16 protein-coding genes are annotated in these 14,225 nt (G+C 70.1%); 8 read left to right on the plus strand and 8 right to left on the minus strand.

Translation table 11 applies throughout. The annotated features are described in order from the left end of the window. Positions 1-190: 190 nt before the first annotated feature. Positions 191-1,036: an SDR family NAD(P)-dependent oxidoreductase gene (locus VFT73_RS13035; protein WP_326411817.1), complete on the minus strand. Its 846-nt coding sequence runs from the start codon at positions 1,034-1,036 to the stop codon at positions 191-193. Positions 1,037-1,182: 146 nt separating this feature from the next. Here VFT73_RS13035 and VFT73_RS13040 point away from each other — a divergent pair, with 146 nt between their 5' ends. Beyond that, positions 1,183-1,971 (plus strand): SDR family oxidoreductase, encoded by a 789-nt coding sequence (locus VFT73_RS13040; RefSeq protein ID WP_326411819.1) that lies wholly within the window; start codon positions 1,183-1,185, stop codon positions 1,969-1,971. Positions 1,972-2,124: 153 nt separating this feature from the next. Here the strand turns inward: VFT73_RS13040 and VFT73_RS13045 are convergent, their stop codons facing one another. Both VFT73_RS13045 and VFT73_RS13050 read right to left on the minus strand, forming a co-directional pair. After that, positions 2,125-2,505 (minus strand): PaaI family thioesterase, encoded by a 381-nt coding sequence (locus tag VFT73_RS13045; RefSeq protein ID WP_326411821.1) that lies wholly within the window; start codon positions 2,503-2,505, stop codon positions 2,125-2,127. Next, entirely contained in the window at positions 2,502-2,933 is a 432-nt protein-coding gene (locus VFT73_RS13050) for a PaaI family thioesterase (protein WP_326411823.1), read from the minus strand. The genes VFT73_RS13045 and VFT73_RS13050 overlap by 4 nt, the downstream gene beginning before the upstream one ends. Before the next feature lie 134 nt (positions 2,934-3,067). Here VFT73_RS13050 and VFT73_RS13055 point away from each other — a divergent pair, with 134 nt between their 5' ends. Both VFT73_RS13055 and VFT73_RS13060 read left to right on the plus strand, forming a co-directional pair. Continuing rightward, positions 3,068-4,600, plus strand: a complete 1,533-nt coding sequence (locus tag VFT73_RS13055) for an acyl-CoA synthetase (RefSeq protein WP_326411825.1) — start codon at positions 3,068-3,070, stop codon at positions 4,598-4,600. Next, positions 4,597-5,391, plus strand: coding sequence for a crotonase/enoyl-CoA hydratase family protein (locus VFT73_RS13060; protein WP_326411828.1), 795 nt, complete (start codon positions 4,597-4,599; stop codon positions 5,389-5,391). The genes VFT73_RS13055 and VFT73_RS13060 overlap by 4 nt, the downstream gene beginning before the upstream one ends. On the opposite strand, the gene queE is transcribed toward VFT73_RS13060, so the two are convergent. Genes queE through hemC form a run of 4 tightly spaced genes read right to left on the minus strand, consistent with a single transcriptional unit; the run spans position 5,388 to position 8,484 of the window. After that, a complete protein-coding gene (queE, locus tag VFT73_RS13065) occupies positions 5,388-6,020 on the minus strand; it encodes a 7-carboxy-7-deazaguanine synthase (protein ID WP_326411830.1) in 633 nt (210 codons plus the stop codon). The two genes, VFT73_RS13060 and queE, sit on opposite strands and share 4 nt — an antisense overlap. 10 nt (positions 6,021-6,030) lie before the next feature. After that, positions 6,031-6,912, minus strand: coding sequence for a hypothetical protein (locus tag VFT73_RS13070; RefSeq protein WP_326411832.1), 882 nt, complete (start codon positions 6,910-6,912; stop codon positions 6,031-6,033). Between the two features lie 10 nt (positions 6,913-6,922). Continuing rightward, complete coding sequence (locus VFT73_RS13075; RefSeq protein ID WP_326411834.1) at positions 6,923-7,558, minus strand: uroporphyrinogen-III synthase; 636 nt, start codon at positions 7,556-7,558, stop codon at positions 6,923-6,925. 14 nt (positions 7,559-7,572) lie between these two features. Next, positions 7,573-8,484 carry a hydroxymethylbilane synthase gene (gene hemC / locus VFT73_RS13080; protein WP_326411836.1) on the minus strand — a complete coding sequence of 304 codons (912 nt, stop codon included), beginning with the start codon at positions 8,482-8,484 and terminating at the stop codon, positions 7,573-7,575. Between the two features lie 165 nt (positions 8,485-8,649). Between hemC and tsaD the strand changes: the two genes are divergently transcribed. Continuing rightward, positions 8,650-9,759, plus strand: a complete 1,110-nt coding sequence (gene tsaD / locus VFT73_RS13085; protein WP_326411850.1) for a tRNA (adenosine(37)-N6)-threonylcarbamoyltransferase complex transferase subunit TsaD — start codon at positions 8,650-8,652, stop codon at positions 9,757-9,759. Next, positions 9,756-10,730, plus strand: a complete 975-nt coding sequence (locus tag VFT73_RS13090; RefSeq protein WP_326411838.1) for an NAD(P)H-dependent glycerol-3-phosphate dehydrogenase — start codon at positions 9,756-9,758, stop codon at positions 10,728-10,730. The genes tsaD and VFT73_RS13090 overlap by 4 nt, the downstream gene beginning before the upstream one ends. Before the next feature lie 197 nt (positions 10,731-10,927). On the opposite strand, the gene VFT73_RS13095 is transcribed toward VFT73_RS13090, so the two are convergent. Beyond that, positions 10,928-11,086, minus strand: coding sequence for a DUF1674 domain-containing protein (locus VFT73_RS13095; protein WP_326411840.1), 159 nt, complete (start codon positions 11,084-11,086; stop codon positions 10,928-10,930). 56 nt (positions 11,087-11,142) lie between these two features. On the opposite strand from VFT73_RS13095, the gene VFT73_RS13100 reads away from it, so the two are divergent. The 3 genes from VFT73_RS13100 to VFT73_RS13110 all read left to right on the plus strand — a co-directional run. Continuing rightward, on the plus strand, positions 11,143-12,387 hold the full coding sequence (locus VFT73_RS13100) for an RsmB/NOP family class I SAM-dependent RNA methyltransferase (protein WP_326411843.1): 1,245 nt from the start codon (positions 11,143-11,145) through the stop codon (positions 12,385-12,387). 64 nt (positions 12,388-12,451) lie between these two features. Next, positions 12,452-13,114, plus strand: coding sequence for a ribulose-phosphate 3-epimerase (gene rpe / locus VFT73_RS13105; protein WP_326411845.1), 663 nt, complete (start codon positions 12,452-12,454; stop codon positions 13,112-13,114). Beyond that, on the plus strand, positions 13,111-14,225 hold a 1,115-nt coding region (locus VFT73_RS13110; protein WP_326411847.1), incomplete at its 3' end, for a heparinase II/III domain-containing protein. The genes rpe and VFT73_RS13110, both read left to right, overlap by 4 nt.

A 14,225-nucleotide genomic window follows, 5' to 3' on the forward strand; every position in this document is an offset into this window, starting at 1 on the left:
ATCGCGAAGCCGACCTGCTCCGCTGGCAGTCCGACGACCTGATTGTAGAACAGCAGCAGGAAAACCGAGAAGCCGTTGTCCTTGATGCCGTATGCGACCGCGCCCAGGCCGTAGGACAGTTTGGTCGACAGCGGCACGCGAACCGAGTTCACGGCCGCACCTCCTCGCTCGGCCCGAGCGAGTTGCGCGGTCATTCCGCCGCTCCCGTCGGCGCCAGCGCCGCGAGCGCTTCGAACAGGCCGGGCGTGTTCGGGTCCCAGCTGTGGCGCGGCCCGACCGACAGGCCGCCATCGACGAGCAGGTGCGTGCCGTTGACGAAGCTCGCATCGTCGCTGGCGAGGAAGCAGACGGCGGCGGCGATGTCTTCCGCCCGCCCGGCGCGCGGCACCGGCTGCGCCTGCTGGCCGACGCCCTGGATCAGCGCGTTCGCCTGATCCCGCGCCTGGCCTTCGAGCCCCAACGAGGCCGAAAAGATGTTGGTCGCGATGAAGCCGGGCAGCACCGCGTTCACGCGGATGCGATCCTTGGCGAGATCGGCGGCGGCGAGCCGCGTCAAGTGCAGGACGCCCGCCTTGGCGACCGAATAGGCGGTGGGCGCCGCGCCGGACGCGAGCGCTGCCACGGACGCTGTGTTGACGATCGCGCCGCCGCCTTTCTTCGCCATCAGCGGGGCCGCGTGACGGATGCCTAGCGCGACCGAGCGCAGCAACAGGTCCATCGTCCGGTCCCAGCCCGCCGCGTCGATCTCGTCGATCTTCGCGCGCAGCCCGCCCGCGCCGGCATTGTTGAACAATATGTCGGGTCCGCCCAGTTCCTCCGCGAGCGCCAGCAGCGCGACGATATCGCCCTCGCAGGTCACGTCGGTGCGGCGGAATCGGATGCGGCCGTTCGACGTATCGGCGAGGTCCTGCCCGCCCGCCTCGTCGATATCGCCGGCCACGACCGTCGCGCCTTCCTCGGCAAGGCGCAGCGCTGTCGCCCGGCCGATGCCCGATGCCGCCCCCGTCACGACCGCGACTTTGCCGCTGAATCGCATCCGCCTCTCCTTGTCTTTGGCGGGAGCATAGGCGGGCGGTCAGGGCCGTCAACGACGCTACGGCAGGGCCGGTCGGCCCGGCGAGGCTTGCGGACACGCCCGGAACGGCGGACATCTGCGGCCAAATCGGCAAAGGAGAAGTCTCTATGGATATCGCGTCGTTCTTTCGGCTGGACGGCCGGATCGCGCTCGTCACCGGCGGATCGCGCAACATCGGCCGCTGGATCGCCGAAGGCTTCATCGCGCAGGGGGCGAAGGTCTATATCTCGGCGCGCAAGGCCGAGGAATGCTTCGCGACTGCCGCTGAACTGGGGCCCAACTGCGTCGCCTTGCCGCAGGACGTGTCGACCGTCGCCGGCTGCCGCGCGCTGGCCGCGCAATTGGCCGAGCATGAGCAACGGCTCGACATCCTGGTCAACAATGCCGGAACGGCCTGGGGCGAACCGTTCGAGCAGTTTCCGGAAAAGGGCTGGGACAAGGTCATGGACCTGAACCTGAAATCGCCCTTCTTCCTGACCCAGGCGCTGCATGAGCTGCTGAAGGCGGGCGCAGCGAGCGGCAGCCCGGCCAAGGTCATCAACATCACCTCGATCGACGGCCAGCGGCTGAATCCGTGGGAAACCTACAGCTATCACGCGTCCAAGGCGGGGCTGATCTACCTCACCAAGCGGATGGCGGCGCGGCTGATCGAAGACAATATCGTTGTCACCTCGCTGGCGCCGGGCGCCTTCCCCAGCCAGATGAACCGCGCCGCCCGCGACCACGGCGACGAGGTGGCGAAGGCGATCCCGTCGAAGCGGATCGGCATCCCCGAGGACATGGCCGCCGCCGCCTTGTATCTCGCCGCGCGTTCCGGCGACTATGTCGTCGGCGAGACGCTGACCGTGGACGGCGGGCTGGTCAGCGCGAAAGTCGGCGCGAGCATCGATGCGTAGCAGCCCCTCTCCCCTTGCGGGAGAGGGAGGGGCCCAAGCCGCAGGCTTGGGAGGGTGAGGGGTGCAGAGCGACGCGCAGCGAGCGTGGCCACTCCACCCTCACCCTGCTCAGCGCTACGCGCTGAGTCGCCCTCTCCCGTCAAGGAAGAGGGGCTAACGGCCCAGCAACACATTCATCCGCGCGACCGCGATCGGCTTGGCGCGCTCGTCCTGCCACGCAACCGCCTCCAGGTTCGCGACGCGCTGGCCTAGCCGGGCGATAATGCCGACCGCGAACGTCTCCGCCTCGCGGCCGCCGCGCATGTAATCCACGGTGACGGTGATCGGCTTGATCCGCGGCCGCTCCTCGTCCGGAAAACGCGCGTAGAGCGCAGTGAACGCTGCCATTTCCAGCAGCCCGCCGATGGCGCCGCCGTGGAGGAAGCCCGGGCGCCCCATCACGCCGACGCTGAACGGCATCAGCAGCAACGGCGCGCCGGCTTCCTCGCCGGCGACGCTCAGCCCCAGCAGATCGGCGTAAGGCGGCAGCTTCATGGGCTGGTGAACATATAGGTGCCGGCGACATGCGCGACCGGGTCGGCCGGATCGCCGTCATGCGCCTGCCCACGCACGAAGGCGACGCTGCGGGTGAGCCGATAACATTCGCCGCGGCCGATCACGGCCTTGCCCGGCGTCGCGGGCCGCAGGTAATCGACGCGGAGGTCCAATGTCGCCTGGGCGCGGAAGCGCTGCTGGCGGATCCAGATCGCCATGCTGGTCGCCATGTCCATCAGCGCGAGGATCGGGCCGGACGCGAGCACGCCCGAGGTCTCGTCGCCGACCAGCCGCTCCGAATAGTCGATCGCCAGCTCCGACCAGTCGGACCCGTGCGCGATGTAGCGCAGCCCCAGCAGCCCGCCATGCGCGCGCGATGCGAGCGTCGAAACGAAACGTTCGGGATCGAAGGCACTGTCGAGTGGCATTGGGCGGGGATAATTGGCCCTGCGGCTTAGAGCAATCCGTCACCCCGGGCTTGACCCGGGGTCCACCTTCTTCTCTCCTGCGCCAAAAGAAGGTGGATGCCGGATCAAGTCCGGCATGACGAGAGAGGTTCCGGATGCACCCAGCGCGCCACGCGGAAGCCACGCCCGACAAGCCGGCGATCATCGTCGCCGAAACCGGCGCGGCGGTGAGCTATGCTGAGCTCAACGCACGCTCCAACCAGGCGGCGCAATGGTTCCGCGCGGAAGGGCTGCGGGCGGGTGACCGCGTCGCCTTCTTCATGGAGAACGCGCCCGATTATTTCGCGCTCGTGTGGGGCGCGCAGCGCAGCGGGCTGCTGTTCGTCGCGATCTCGTCCAAGCTGACCGCGCCGGAAGTCGACTATATTCTCGCCGACAGCGGCGCGCAGCTGGTTGTCGCGAGCGCGACGCTGGGCCCGGTTGCCGAGGCGCTGACGGCGCAGGTGAAACGCTACAGTCATGGCGGGCCGATCGCGGGGTTCCTGCCGGTCGAAGATGCGCTCGACCGCCAGCCGGCGACGCCCCTGCCGGACGAGAGCGCCGGCACGGCAATGCTCTATTCCAGCGGCACGACCGGGCGGCCGAAAGGCATCCGCCGGCCGCCGCCGCTCGATCCGGCCATCGACGCGCCGACCCCGCTGACCATGATCGCCAATCTGTTCTTCGGCCTGGGGCCGCAGACCGTCTATCTTTCGACTGCCCCGCTCTATCACGCGGCGCCGCTCGCCTGGACGATGACGGTGCAGATGCTGGGCGGCACGGTCGTGCTGATGCACCATTTCGAGCCCGAAGCGGCGCTGGCCGCGATCGAGCGGCATCGCTGCAATGCCGGCCAGTTCGTCCCCACCCATTTCGTCCGCATGCTGAAGCTGCCGGAGGAGGCGCGCACGCGGCACGACGTATCGTCGATGAAGTGCGCGATCCACGCCGCCGCGCCCTGCCCGGTGCCGGTCAAGCGCGCGATGATCGACTGGTGGGGTCCGGTGATCGACGAATATTATGCCGGCACGGAGGCCAACGGCTTCACCGCGATCAAGGCGGCGGACTGGCTGGCCCGGCCGGGTTCCGTCGGCCGCGCGATCGGCGAGGCGAAGCTCCATATCTGCGACGAGGACGGCAATGCATTGCCGCCGCGCCAGGAAGGTCTGGTCTTCTTCGAGGCCGAGCGGCAGTTCGAATATCACAACGACGCGGCGAAGACGGCGGAGAGCCGCAACCGCCACGGCTGGTCGACGCTCGGCGACGTCGGCTGGGTCGACGAGGACGGGTATCTTTACCTGACCGACCGCAAGAGCTTCATGATCATCTCGGGCGGGGTGAACATCTATCCGCAGGAGATCGAGAATCACCTCGTCACCCACCCGTCCGTCGCGGACGTGGCGGTGGTCGGTGCGCCGCACGACGAGATGGGCGAGCAGGTGGTTGCCGTCGTGCAGCCGATGGCCGGCGCCGAACCGGGTGCGGTGCTGGCCGACGAGCTCACCGCCTTCTGCCGCCAGAGCCTGTCGGGCGTGAAGACGCCGCGCCGCATCGACTTCGTCGAGGAGCTGCCGCGCCACCCGACCGGCAAGCTCTACAAGCGCCTGATCCGGGACCGGTACTGGGGCAAGGAGAGCCGGATCGTATGAGCGAGCAACGCGTCACCATCGCGGTCGAGGGCGGCGTCGCCGATGTCCGCCTGAACCGGGCGGACAAGCTGAACGCGCTCGATCCGGCGATGTTCGAAGGCATTGCCGCCGCCATTGCCGAGCTGGGCGCGGTGCGGGGCCTGCGCGCGGTCGTGCTGTCCGGCGAGGGCCGCGCCTTTTGCGCCGGCCTCGATATGGCGAGCATGGCCTCGGGCGGGGCGAGCGCGGGCAAGGACCTGCGCGACCGCACCCACGGCGCGGCCAATCTGTTCCAGCACGTCTCATGGGGCTGGCGCGAGCTGAAGGTGCCGGTGATCGCGGCGGTGCATGGCATCGCGTTCGGCGGCGGCTTCCAGATCATGTCCGGCGCCGACATCCGGATCGTCAGGCCCGACACGCGGCTGTCGATCATGGAAATGAAATGGGGCCTGGTGCCGGATATGGCGGGCGTGGCGCTGTGGCGGACGCTGGTGCGCGACGATGTGCTGCGCGAGCTGACCTACACGGCGCGGGAGTTCACCGGCGAAGACGCCGTGCGGCTGGGCTTTGCCACGCGCACGGCGGACGATCCCCATGCTGAGGCAATGGCGCTGGCGCGGGAGATCGCCACGCGCAACCCGGACGCCGTGCAGGCCGCCAAGCGGCTGTACAATGGCTATTCGAACGACGCCGAAGCGCTGCTGATGGCCGAGAGCATCGAACAGGCTGGCGTGATCCGCACGCCCAACCAGATCGAGGCAGTGCGCGCGAATGTGGAGAAACGGGCGCCTGTCTTCCGCGACCAGACCTAGCGTATCCCCACCACTTTGTGCGTCTGCACCGACAGCCGCCACTTGGGATGCGCCAGGCAATAGGCGATCGCGGCGGCCGTGTTCTCGGCCAGTGCCGGCCCGTCCATCGGCTGCAGCAGGAAATGCGCGAAATCGAGGCCTTCGAACCGCTCCGGCATCGCCGCGGGCTGGGGATAGACGAGCTTCAGCTCGTCGCCCCCCTTGATCACGAGCGGCGCCTCGGCCTTGGGGCTGACGCAGAGCCAGTCGATGCCCGGCGGCGGCGCGACCGTGCCGTTGGTCTCCACCGCGACCTCGAAGCCGCGCGCATGCAGCGCGTCGGTCAGCGCCGCATCCGCCTGCAGCAATGGTTCGCCGCCGGTCAGCACGACCATCTTCGCGCCCCCTGCCCCACCCCATTCGGCATCGACGGCGGCCGCCAGCGCGTCGGCATCGCGAAACTTGCCGCCGCCCGTCCCGTCGGTGCCGACGAAATCCGTGTCGCAGAAAGTGCAGACGGCCTCCGCCCGGTCCTGCTCGCGGCCCGACCACAGGTTGCAGCCGGCGAAGCGGCAGAACACCGCCGCGCGCCCGGCATTCCGCCCCTCGCCCTGAAGCGTGTAGAAAATTTCCTTGACTGAATAGGCCATCGGCCTGGGTTCACATCGTCGGGGTGGCAGCCGGTTCCGGCAGCAAGGGCGGCGGCGTGACCGGAGCGCGCGGCGTCAGGATCGCCGCGGTCTCGATCACGTCCAGCGCGCGCCGTGCCTGAATGTAGAGCCGGGCGGCGCGCATCCAGTTCTGCGCCTTGGCGCGGCCGGGCAGCCGCGCGACTTCGACCAGCGCCTGCTCGACCTGGCCGCCTTCGAGCAGCCGCCGCGCGTGGCGCAGCCGTTCGGCCGGCACCGGCGAGGGCTGGCCAACCTTGCGCACCACCACCAGGTTCGCGAGCTCGCCCTTCAGCGATGCCCACCAGCCGTCTTCGCTGGTGCCGCTGGTCAGCGACGGCGACAGATCGTCGAGGCCGAGCTGCAGTTCCTCCAGCGTGATCGGGTCGCGCGATGCGGCGATCACGGTGGCGACCGCCTGCGGTTGGGTGGCACCGAAGCGTTCGCGCAGCTGCGCCTCGATATAGCCGAGCCCCAGCCCGCGCTCGAGCGCGCGGCGGGCGGCGAAGGCGATCAGCAGCCCTTCGGCACGCGCGGCATTGTCGCCGGCGGCGTTGGCGCGCTCGGCGACGCGGTCGATCCGCGTCTCGATCTCGCCGACCCGCTGGCCGAGCGCGGCGGTCGCGTTCGGGTCCAGCGTGGAGGCGGGCAGCGGCGCGACCATCGGCGCGGTCTGCGCCGTCCGCACCGGCTGCGCGGGCGGTGCCGTGGTCGCCTGAGTCGGCGCACCCAGCAGCCAGTTCCGCGCCGTGTCCCAGCGCGACAACAGCCACCCGGCGAGCAGCAGGCCGGCGATGAAGGCGACGATGCCGATCACGATCGGCACGCGGCTCCGCGCCGGCCGGGTATCGAGCGAGGAATAGTCGGTGCTCATCTGGGGCGCATCATTGGCACAGCCGCGCCGCCGCCGCCAGCAGTGCGTCGTCGCCGGGCGCATCGGCCACGGCGACGGCCGCCCAGCCCTCTCCGGCGGCGGCGCGCACCCCTTCGCTGATGGCCGCGATCCTGCCCCCGGTTCCGGCAAGCGCACGGAACCGCTGCGCGGCCCGGGCCGAGTGGAGCAGCGCCACCGCGCCTTCGGCCAGCGCCTCTGCGAAAGCGGGCGACGGCTCGACCGGCTCCGCCGCGTAGACGATTCGCGTTTCGATCCGCAGCCCGGCGGGATCGAAGGCGGTGCGGTCTTCGCCGGCGAGATGGAGCAGCGACCCGATGCCGTCGGCGAGGATCAGCGGAATCAGCTCCTCGATTCGCCCTGGCCCGACGGTCACCGATTCGAAGCCGGCGGCGCGTGCCGCTTCCGCCGTCGCCATGCCGACCGCATAAGCCGGCACCGTCCGGTCGACGCGATCGTCCAGCGCGCGGACCGCGTTCGCGCTGGTGAACAGCAGCGCGTCGAACCGGGCATCCGGCATTGCCCAGTCGCGCGGCGCGATCCGGAACAGCGGCGCGATGATCGCACGCAGTCCGCGCTCCGCCGCGCGTGCCGCCGTTGCGTCGGCACCGGGCTGGGGACGGAGCACGAGAACGGGTCGTGTCATCCGCTGAAATGGGCGCGCAGCGCCGGCGACGCACGGCCCAGCAGCTCGGCCGCGAGAGCTCCGGCGTCGCCCGGTCCCTTGGCCAGGGCTTGGCCTTCGACCGACTCGCTGCCGTCGGGCATCAGGATTTGCGCGCGCAGCCGCAGCCCGTCCTCAGCCGGTACCGCTAATGCTGCAACCGGTGAGCGGCAATCCGCGCCGAGCGCCGCCAGCAGCGCGCGCTCGGCCCGGACGCAGGCGCTGGTCGGGGCATCGTCGATTGCAGCCAGCCAGCCGCGCACCTCGGCATCGTCGTGCCGCGCCTCGATCCCGACCGCGCCCTGCGCCGGCGCCGGCAGCATCGTCTCGACCGGAACCGGCGCGCCGACGTCCGGCCGGCCGAGCCGGTCGAGCCCGGCCGCGGCGAGCAGGGTGGCATCCGCCTCGCCCAGGTTCAGCCGCGACAGGCGCGTGTCGACATTGCCGCGGAACAGCACGATCTCCAGGTCCGGCCGCAGCCGCCGGATTTGCGCGCTCCGTCGGGGCGAGCTGGTGCCGACGCGCCCGCTTTGCCGGATCGTCTCGACCGACTCGGCGCCGATCAGCCGATCCCGCACGTCGGCACGGGGCAGCATCGCAGCGATCACGATCTCGTCCGGCCGGATCGTCTCGACATCCTTCATCGAATGGACCGTGAAATCGATGCGCCCGTCGTGGAGCGCCACGTCCAGTTCCTTCGTCCACAGCGCCTTGCCGCCGACCTCCGCCAGCGCGCGATCCTGGATGCGGTCGCCGCTGGTCTTGACCGGCACCACTTCGATCAGCGTCTCGGGCCAGCCATGCGCCGCCTCCAGCGCGCGCTTCACCATATGCGCCTGCGTCAGCGCCAGCGGCGATCCGCGCGTGCCAAGCCGGAGAGTACGTTCCATGAGGGCCTCGTAGCGTCCCAGCAGACCTCCGCGAAGCGGAAACCCGATTTGCTCGCACGAAGAGCACGAAGCGCACAAAGATGTTCTCTTCGTGCTCTTCGTGTTCTTTGTGCGAGATTAAAGCGGAATTTCCGCTAGCGCGGAATCGACGCTAGAGCGCCCATGATGGCGTTGATCCTGGGCCTTGAATCGAGCTGTGACGAAACCGCGGCGGCGCTGGTGACGAGCGGGCGCGAGATTCTGGCGCACCGGCTTGCCGGGCAGGAGGCGGAGCACACGCCCTATGGCGGCGTGGTGCCCGAGATTGCGGCGCGCGCGCATGTCGAGGCTTTGACGCCGCTGGTCGAGGCGGCGCTGGCCGATGCCGGCAAGTCGCTCGCCGATGTCGACGCGATCGCGGCGACCGCCGGGCCGGGGCTGATCGGCGGCGTGATGGTGGGTCTCGTCACCGCCAAGGCCCTGGCACTTGCCGCGGGCAAACCGCTGGTCGCCGTCAATCACCTCGAAGGCCATGCGCTGAGCCCGCGCCTCGCCTCGCCGGATCTGGACTTCCCCTATCTGCTGCTGCTGGTGTCCGGCGGCCATTGCCAGCTGCTGCTGGTCGAAGGCGTCGGCCGCTATCGCCGGCTCGCAACGACGATCGACGATGCCGCAGGCGAGGCGTTCGACAAGACCGCGAAGCTGCTCGGCCTCGGCTTCCCGGGCGGTCCCGCGGTGGAGCGTGCCGCGCGAGAGGGCAACCCGAAGGCAGTGCCGCTGCCCCGCCCGTTGGTCGGCACGCCGGACCCGCATTTCTCCTTCGCCGGGCTGAAAAGCGCGGTCGGCCGCGCGCGCGATGCCGGCCGCTGGTCGAAGGAGGATATTTCCGCCTCTTTCCAGCAGGCGGTGGTCGATTGCCTCGTGGACCGGACCCGGAAAGCCATTGAATCCGTTCGTATCGAGCAAAGTCGAGATACGCCCTTCGACATGGCTCGGGACAGGCTTCTCGACTGCGCTCGAAGCGAACGGGGAGAGGTTACGGCACTCGTCGTCGCCGGCGGCGTCGCCGCGAACGGGCCGATCCGCACGGCGCTGCAGGCGCTCGCGGCGGAGCACGGCCTGCCGTTCGTCGCGCCGCCCTTGTGGCTGTGCACAGACAATGCGGCGATGATCGCCTGGGCGGGAGCCGAACGGTTCGCGGGGGGCCTGACCGACCCGCTCGACACGCCGGCGCGGGCGCGCTGGCCGCTCGACCCCGACGCTGCCCCGGCGCGCGGCGCGGGAGTGAAGGCATGACGATCGGGGTCATCGGCGGCGGCGCCTGGGGCACGGCGCTGGCCCAGGTGGCAGCGGAAGGCGACGACGTGCTGCTCTGGGCGCGCGAACCCGATGTGGTCGACGGGATCAATCGCGCACGCGAGAATATCGTCTTCCTGCCGGGCGTTCCACTGTCACCGGCCATCCGCGCGACACCCGCGCTCAGCGACCTGGCCGGCTGTGCGATGCTGCTGGTCGTGCCGCCGGCCCAATATCTGCGCACCGTGCTCGGCGAACTGCCGCAGATGGACCGCCCGCTGATCCTCTGTTCGAAGGGGCTGGAGGCCGGCACGCGCAAGCTGATGTCGGACGTGGCGGCCGAAGTGCATCCGCGAGCGCCGATCGCCGTGCTGTCCGGGCCGACCTTCGCGCACGAGGTAGCGGCGCGGCTGCCGGCCGCCGTCACGCTCGCCTGCTGCGACGAGGCGATCGGCCGCGCGCTCGCCGAGCAGATCGCTCAGCCCTTCTTCCGCCCTTACCTTTCGACCGACGTGATCGGCGCTGAGATCGGCGGGGCCGTGAAGAACGTGCTCGCGATCGCCTGCGGCATCGTCGATGGGCGCGGCTTGGGCCAGAATGCGCGCGCCGCGCTGATCAGCCGCGGCTTTGCCGAGATGACGCGCTTCGGCCTGGCAAAAGGCGCGCGGGCCGAAACGCTGGCCGGCCTGTCGGGCCTGGGCGATCTGGTGCTGACCTGCTCATCGGTCAGCTCGCGCAATTTCTCGCTGGGCGTCGGCATCGGCCAGGGACGCGCTGCCGCCGAGCTGCTCGCCGACCGCAAGTCGGTCGCAGAGGGCGCCTTCACCGCACCTGTGCTGCAACAGGCCGCGCGTGACGTTGGCGTCGACATGCCGGTGGTGGATGCCGTCTGCGCTCTGCTGGGTGGCGAAGCGGCCGTGGATGAAGTGATCGGCGGGCTGCTGGCGCGGCCGATCCGGACGGAGGCCTAGGCTCAGGATCAATCCGGCAATTAGTGCTGTCCTACACGGCCCCTGGTTGGATAGCCTGTCTGCAATGGAGCCGAAGCGGGACGAATTCCTGACCTTGTCGAAAGCGGTCGGGAGCCTTTTGCCGGAATCGGAAATTTTCAGGAATCCATGTGAACGTCATCAATGTCGTTCACGTCGTCCATGTCGGTCAGGTTGCGCTAGAAATCGACCGCGATGCCCTTCAGCGCCCAGTCGCCGTAGCGCGTGGGATCGAGGCCCAGCGGATCGTCCTCGCGCTTTGCCGGCTCCGGCCGGGGCACGGGCGGGTTCGGGCTCAGATATTTGGGCGGCTTCACATGCGCGGGGCGCTGGCCCATCGGAACGGCTCCTTGTCTTGAGTCGCAGATGGGCGCAGGGAGCCGCGCGGACAAGCATGAAACCGCAAGCCTCTCCCCCCGGCGTCGACGCCCGCCGCGCCGCGCTGCGTCTGCTCGACGCCGTGCTGCGCCGCGGCCTGCCGCTCGAAGCAGCGCTGGACGGCGCCGCGGGCGACCTTGCCAGGCCGGAGGATCGCGGCCTTGCCCATGCGATCGCGGCGGAGACGCTGCGGCGGCTGCCCGACCTCGACGCGCTGATCGATTCGGCGACGCAGCAGCGGCTCCCGCCGGACGCGAAGGCGCGGTTCGCGCTTCGGATTGCGCTGGTGCAATCGCTCGCGCTCGGCACGCCGCCGCATGCGGCGATCTCGACCGTGCTGCCGCTGGTCGATGGCGGCCCACGCCGGCTGCTGCACGGCGTGTTCGGCGCGCTGATGCGGCGCAAGGTGGTGCTGCCCTCCCCGCCTTCGCTGCCGCGCGGCGTGGCGGAGCGCTGGCTGAGCGCGTGGGGCCGCGACATGGTCGATGCCGCCCGCGCGGCCCTCGCCGCGCCGCCGCCGCTCGACCTGAGCTTTGCGGATGCGGATGCGTCCCGCGCATTTGACGGCGAGCCTCTGGCCGACCGCCACGCGCGGGTTCCCGCGCAGAGCCGAATCGCAGAACTGCCCGGCTTTGCGGAGGGTGACTGGTGGGTCCAGGACCTTGCCGCCTCGATTCCTGCCCGGCTGTTCGGGCCCGGTGAGGGGCGAACGGTGCTCGATCTCTGCGCTGCGCCGGGCGGCAAGACGCTGCAGCTCGCCAGCGCCGGCTGGCAGGTGACCGCGGTCGACAGCTCCGCCGCGCGGCTCCAACGGCTGCGCGAGAATCTGCAGCGCACCCGCCTTTCCGCCGAGGTGATCGAAGCGGACGTGATGGCATGGGAGCCGCCCGCCCCGGTGGACGCGATCCTGCTCGACGCGCCATGCAGCGCGACCGGCATTTTCCGCCGCCACCCGGACGTTCTCTACCGCGTCCGGCCCAAGGTGATCGCCGAAATGGCCGAGCTCCAGCGGGCGATGCTGGGGTGCGCGGCCGGATGGCTGAAGCCGGGCGGCAAGCTCGTTTTTTCGACCTGCTCGCTGGAACCGGACGAGGGCGAATCGCATCTGGAGCATGCGCCGCTGACGCTCGATCCGGTCCGTGCGGACGAGCTGCCCCAAGGCGTCGCGCCTCGCCCGAACGGCCATGTCCGCACCCTGCCGACGATGCTCGCGGACCGCGGCGCGCTCGATGGCTTCTTCATCGCGCGGTTCAGACGCTAGGGATTGTGGATAAAGGCGCGCTCCCGCTTCAAACGGGCGTGCGGAGACACTAGGGCTTGTGTCCGTGCAGCAACCGGTCCGCATCGCGCCGTCCATTCTCTCCGCCGACTTCGCGCGGCTGGGCGAGGAAGTCCGCGCGGTTGACGAGGCCGGCGCCGACTGGATCCATGTCGATGTCATGGACGGCCATTTCGTGCCCAACATCACGATCGGCCCGATGGTGGTGAAGGCGCTCCGTCCGCACACGGCCAAGCCGTTCGACGTCCACCTGATGATCTCGCCGGTCGATGCGTATCTGGAGGCGTTCGCGGAGGCCGGGGCGGACACGATCACTGTGCATCCCGAAGCCGGCCCGCACCTTCACCGCACGATCCAGCGCATCAAGAGCCTCGGCAAGCGCGCCGGCGTATCGCTGAATCCGGCGACGCCGGCGAAGATGCTCGACTATGTCCTGGAAGAGATCGACCTCGTGCTGGTGATGAGCGTGAACCCCGGCTTCGGCGGGCAGAGCTTCATCGAAAGCCAGCTCCGCAAGATCGAGGCGATTCGGAAGCAGATCGACAAATTGGGCAAAGCGATCGACCTGGAAGTCGACGGCGGCATCGACCGCACGACCGCGCCGCGCGCGATTGCGGCGGGCGCCGACGCGCTGGTCGCCGGCACCGCGACCTTCAAAGGCGGCCCGTCCGCCTATGCCGACAACATCCGGGCCTTGAGAGGGTCATGACCAAGCACGAGCCGATCGACCCGGGCACGGATGGCATCGAGCAGGGCAAGCGGCTCATTCGCGTCGACGCCGATCGCGGCCAGTCGCTTGCGCAGCGCATCGCCGAAGGATTCCAGCGCCTCACCTGGCGCACGCCGCTCCACAAGCTCCGGCTGCGCGGCCGCTTTCCGTTGAAGCTGCTCGCCGCGCCTGACGATCCGATCGTCGGCGATCTGAAGGCCGGGCAGGCGCTGCTGCAGGGCTGGGTCACATGGCGCGGCGAGCGCATCGCGGTGCGCGAGCTGAATTTCGCCGCGCTGCAAGCCTCGCCCGGCATGCTCGACTATCTGCACAGCTTCGCCTGGCTGCGCGACCTGTCGACCGCGGGCACCCGCCAGCAGGGCGCGCCGGTCGCGGAAGCGATCATGAGCCGCTGGCTTGCCGCCCATGCCGAGCATGTCGGCGGCCTCGCCTGGCGCGCGGACCTGTGGGGCAAGCGCATCCTGTACTGGACCGCGCACGCGCCGCTGATCCTGTCGAGCCGCGACCTCGTCTATCGTTCGGCCGTGCTGAACACGCTCGCGCGCGGCGCCCGCCACCTCGACCGCGCCGCCGACAAGGCGCCGGAGGGGCTCGGCCGCGTCGCCGCCTGGGCGGGGCTGATTGCCGCCGGGCTGCTGATCCCGGGCGGCGACCCGCGTCGCGCATTCGCCGAAGCCGGCCTGACCCGGACGCTCGGCCAGACCTTCAGCGAGGATGGAGGAATCGCCTGCCGCTCGCCTGCGGCGCTGCTGGAAGCAATCGGGCTGCTGAGCCTGCTGCGCGCCGCCTATGATTCGCGGCGCCAGCAAGTGCTGCCGGCAATCGACGAGACGCTCGCCCGCGCAGTTCCCGCGCTGCTCGGCGTGACGCATGGCGACGGCGGGCTAGCGAGCTGGCAGGGCGGGCTGCCGTTCGACCAGACGCGCATCGAAGCGACCGTCGAAGCGTCCGGCGTGCGAGCCCGGCCGCTGCGTCAGGCGCGGCAATGGGGGTATCAACGCCTCGCGGGCGGCGCGACCGTCGTATCGATGGATGCGGCGCCTCCACCCGCCTCGCGCGCAGCAAGCGGCGGCTGCGCCTCGACACTGGC

The sequence above is a fragment of the Sphingomonas sp. genome (genome assembly GCF_035758555.1).
Lineage (GTDB): Bacteria > Pseudomonadota > Alphaproteobacteria > Sphingomonadales > Sphingomonadaceae > Sphingomonas_B.

Excerpts from the sequence above, each read along its gene's own strand:
- VFT73_RS13035 (WP_326411817.1), bottom strand. The coding sequence starts at position 1,036 with ATGCGATTCAGCGGCAAAGTCGCGGTCGTGACGGGGGCGGCATCGGGC.
- VFT73_RS13040 (WP_326411819.1), top strand. The coding sequence starts at position 1,183 with ATGGATATCGCGTCGTTCTTTCGGCTGGACGGCCGGATCGCGCTCGTC.
- VFT73_RS13045 (WP_326411821.1), bottom strand. The coding sequence starts at position 2,505 with ATGAAGCTGCCGCCTTACGCCGATCTGCTGGGGCTGAGCGTCGCCGGC.
- VFT73_RS13050 (WP_326411823.1), bottom strand. The coding sequence starts at position 2,933 with ATGCCACTCGACAGTGCCTTCGATCCCGAACGTTTCGTTTCGACGCTC.
- VFT73_RS13055 (WP_326411825.1), top strand. The coding sequence starts at position 3,068 with ATGCACCCAGCGCGCCACGCGGAAGCCACGCCCGACAAGCCGGCGATC.
- VFT73_RS13060 (WP_326411828.1), top strand. The coding sequence starts at position 4,597 with ATGAGCGAGCAACGCGTCACCATCGCGGTCGAGGGCGGCGTCGCCGAT.
- queE (WP_326411830.1), bottom strand. The coding sequence starts at position 6,020 with ATGGCCTATTCAGTCAAGGAAATTTTCTACACGCTTCAGGGCGAGGGG.
- VFT73_RS13070 (WP_326411832.1), bottom strand. The coding sequence starts at position 6,912 with ATGAGCACCGACTATTCCTCGCTCGATACCCGGCCGGCGCGGAGCCGC.
- hemC (WP_326411836.1), bottom strand. The coding sequence starts at position 8,484 with ATGGAACGTACTCTCCGGCTTGGCACGCGCGGATCGCCGCTGGCGCTG.
- tsaD (WP_326411850.1), top strand. The coding sequence starts at position 8,650 with ATGGCGTTGATCCTGGGCCTTGAATCGAGCTGTGACGAAACCGCGGCG.
- VFT73_RS13090 (WP_326411838.1), top strand. The coding sequence starts at position 9,756 with ATGACGATCGGGGTCATCGGCGGCGGCGCCTGGGGCACGGCGCTGGCC.
- VFT73_RS13095 (WP_326411840.1), bottom strand. The coding sequence starts at position 11,086 with ATGGGCCAGCGCCCCGCGCATGTGAAGCCGCCCAAATATCTGAGCCCG.
- VFT73_RS13100 (WP_326411843.1), top strand. The coding sequence starts at position 11,143 with ATGAAACCGCAAGCCTCTCCCCCCGGCGTCGACGCCCGCCGCGCCGCG.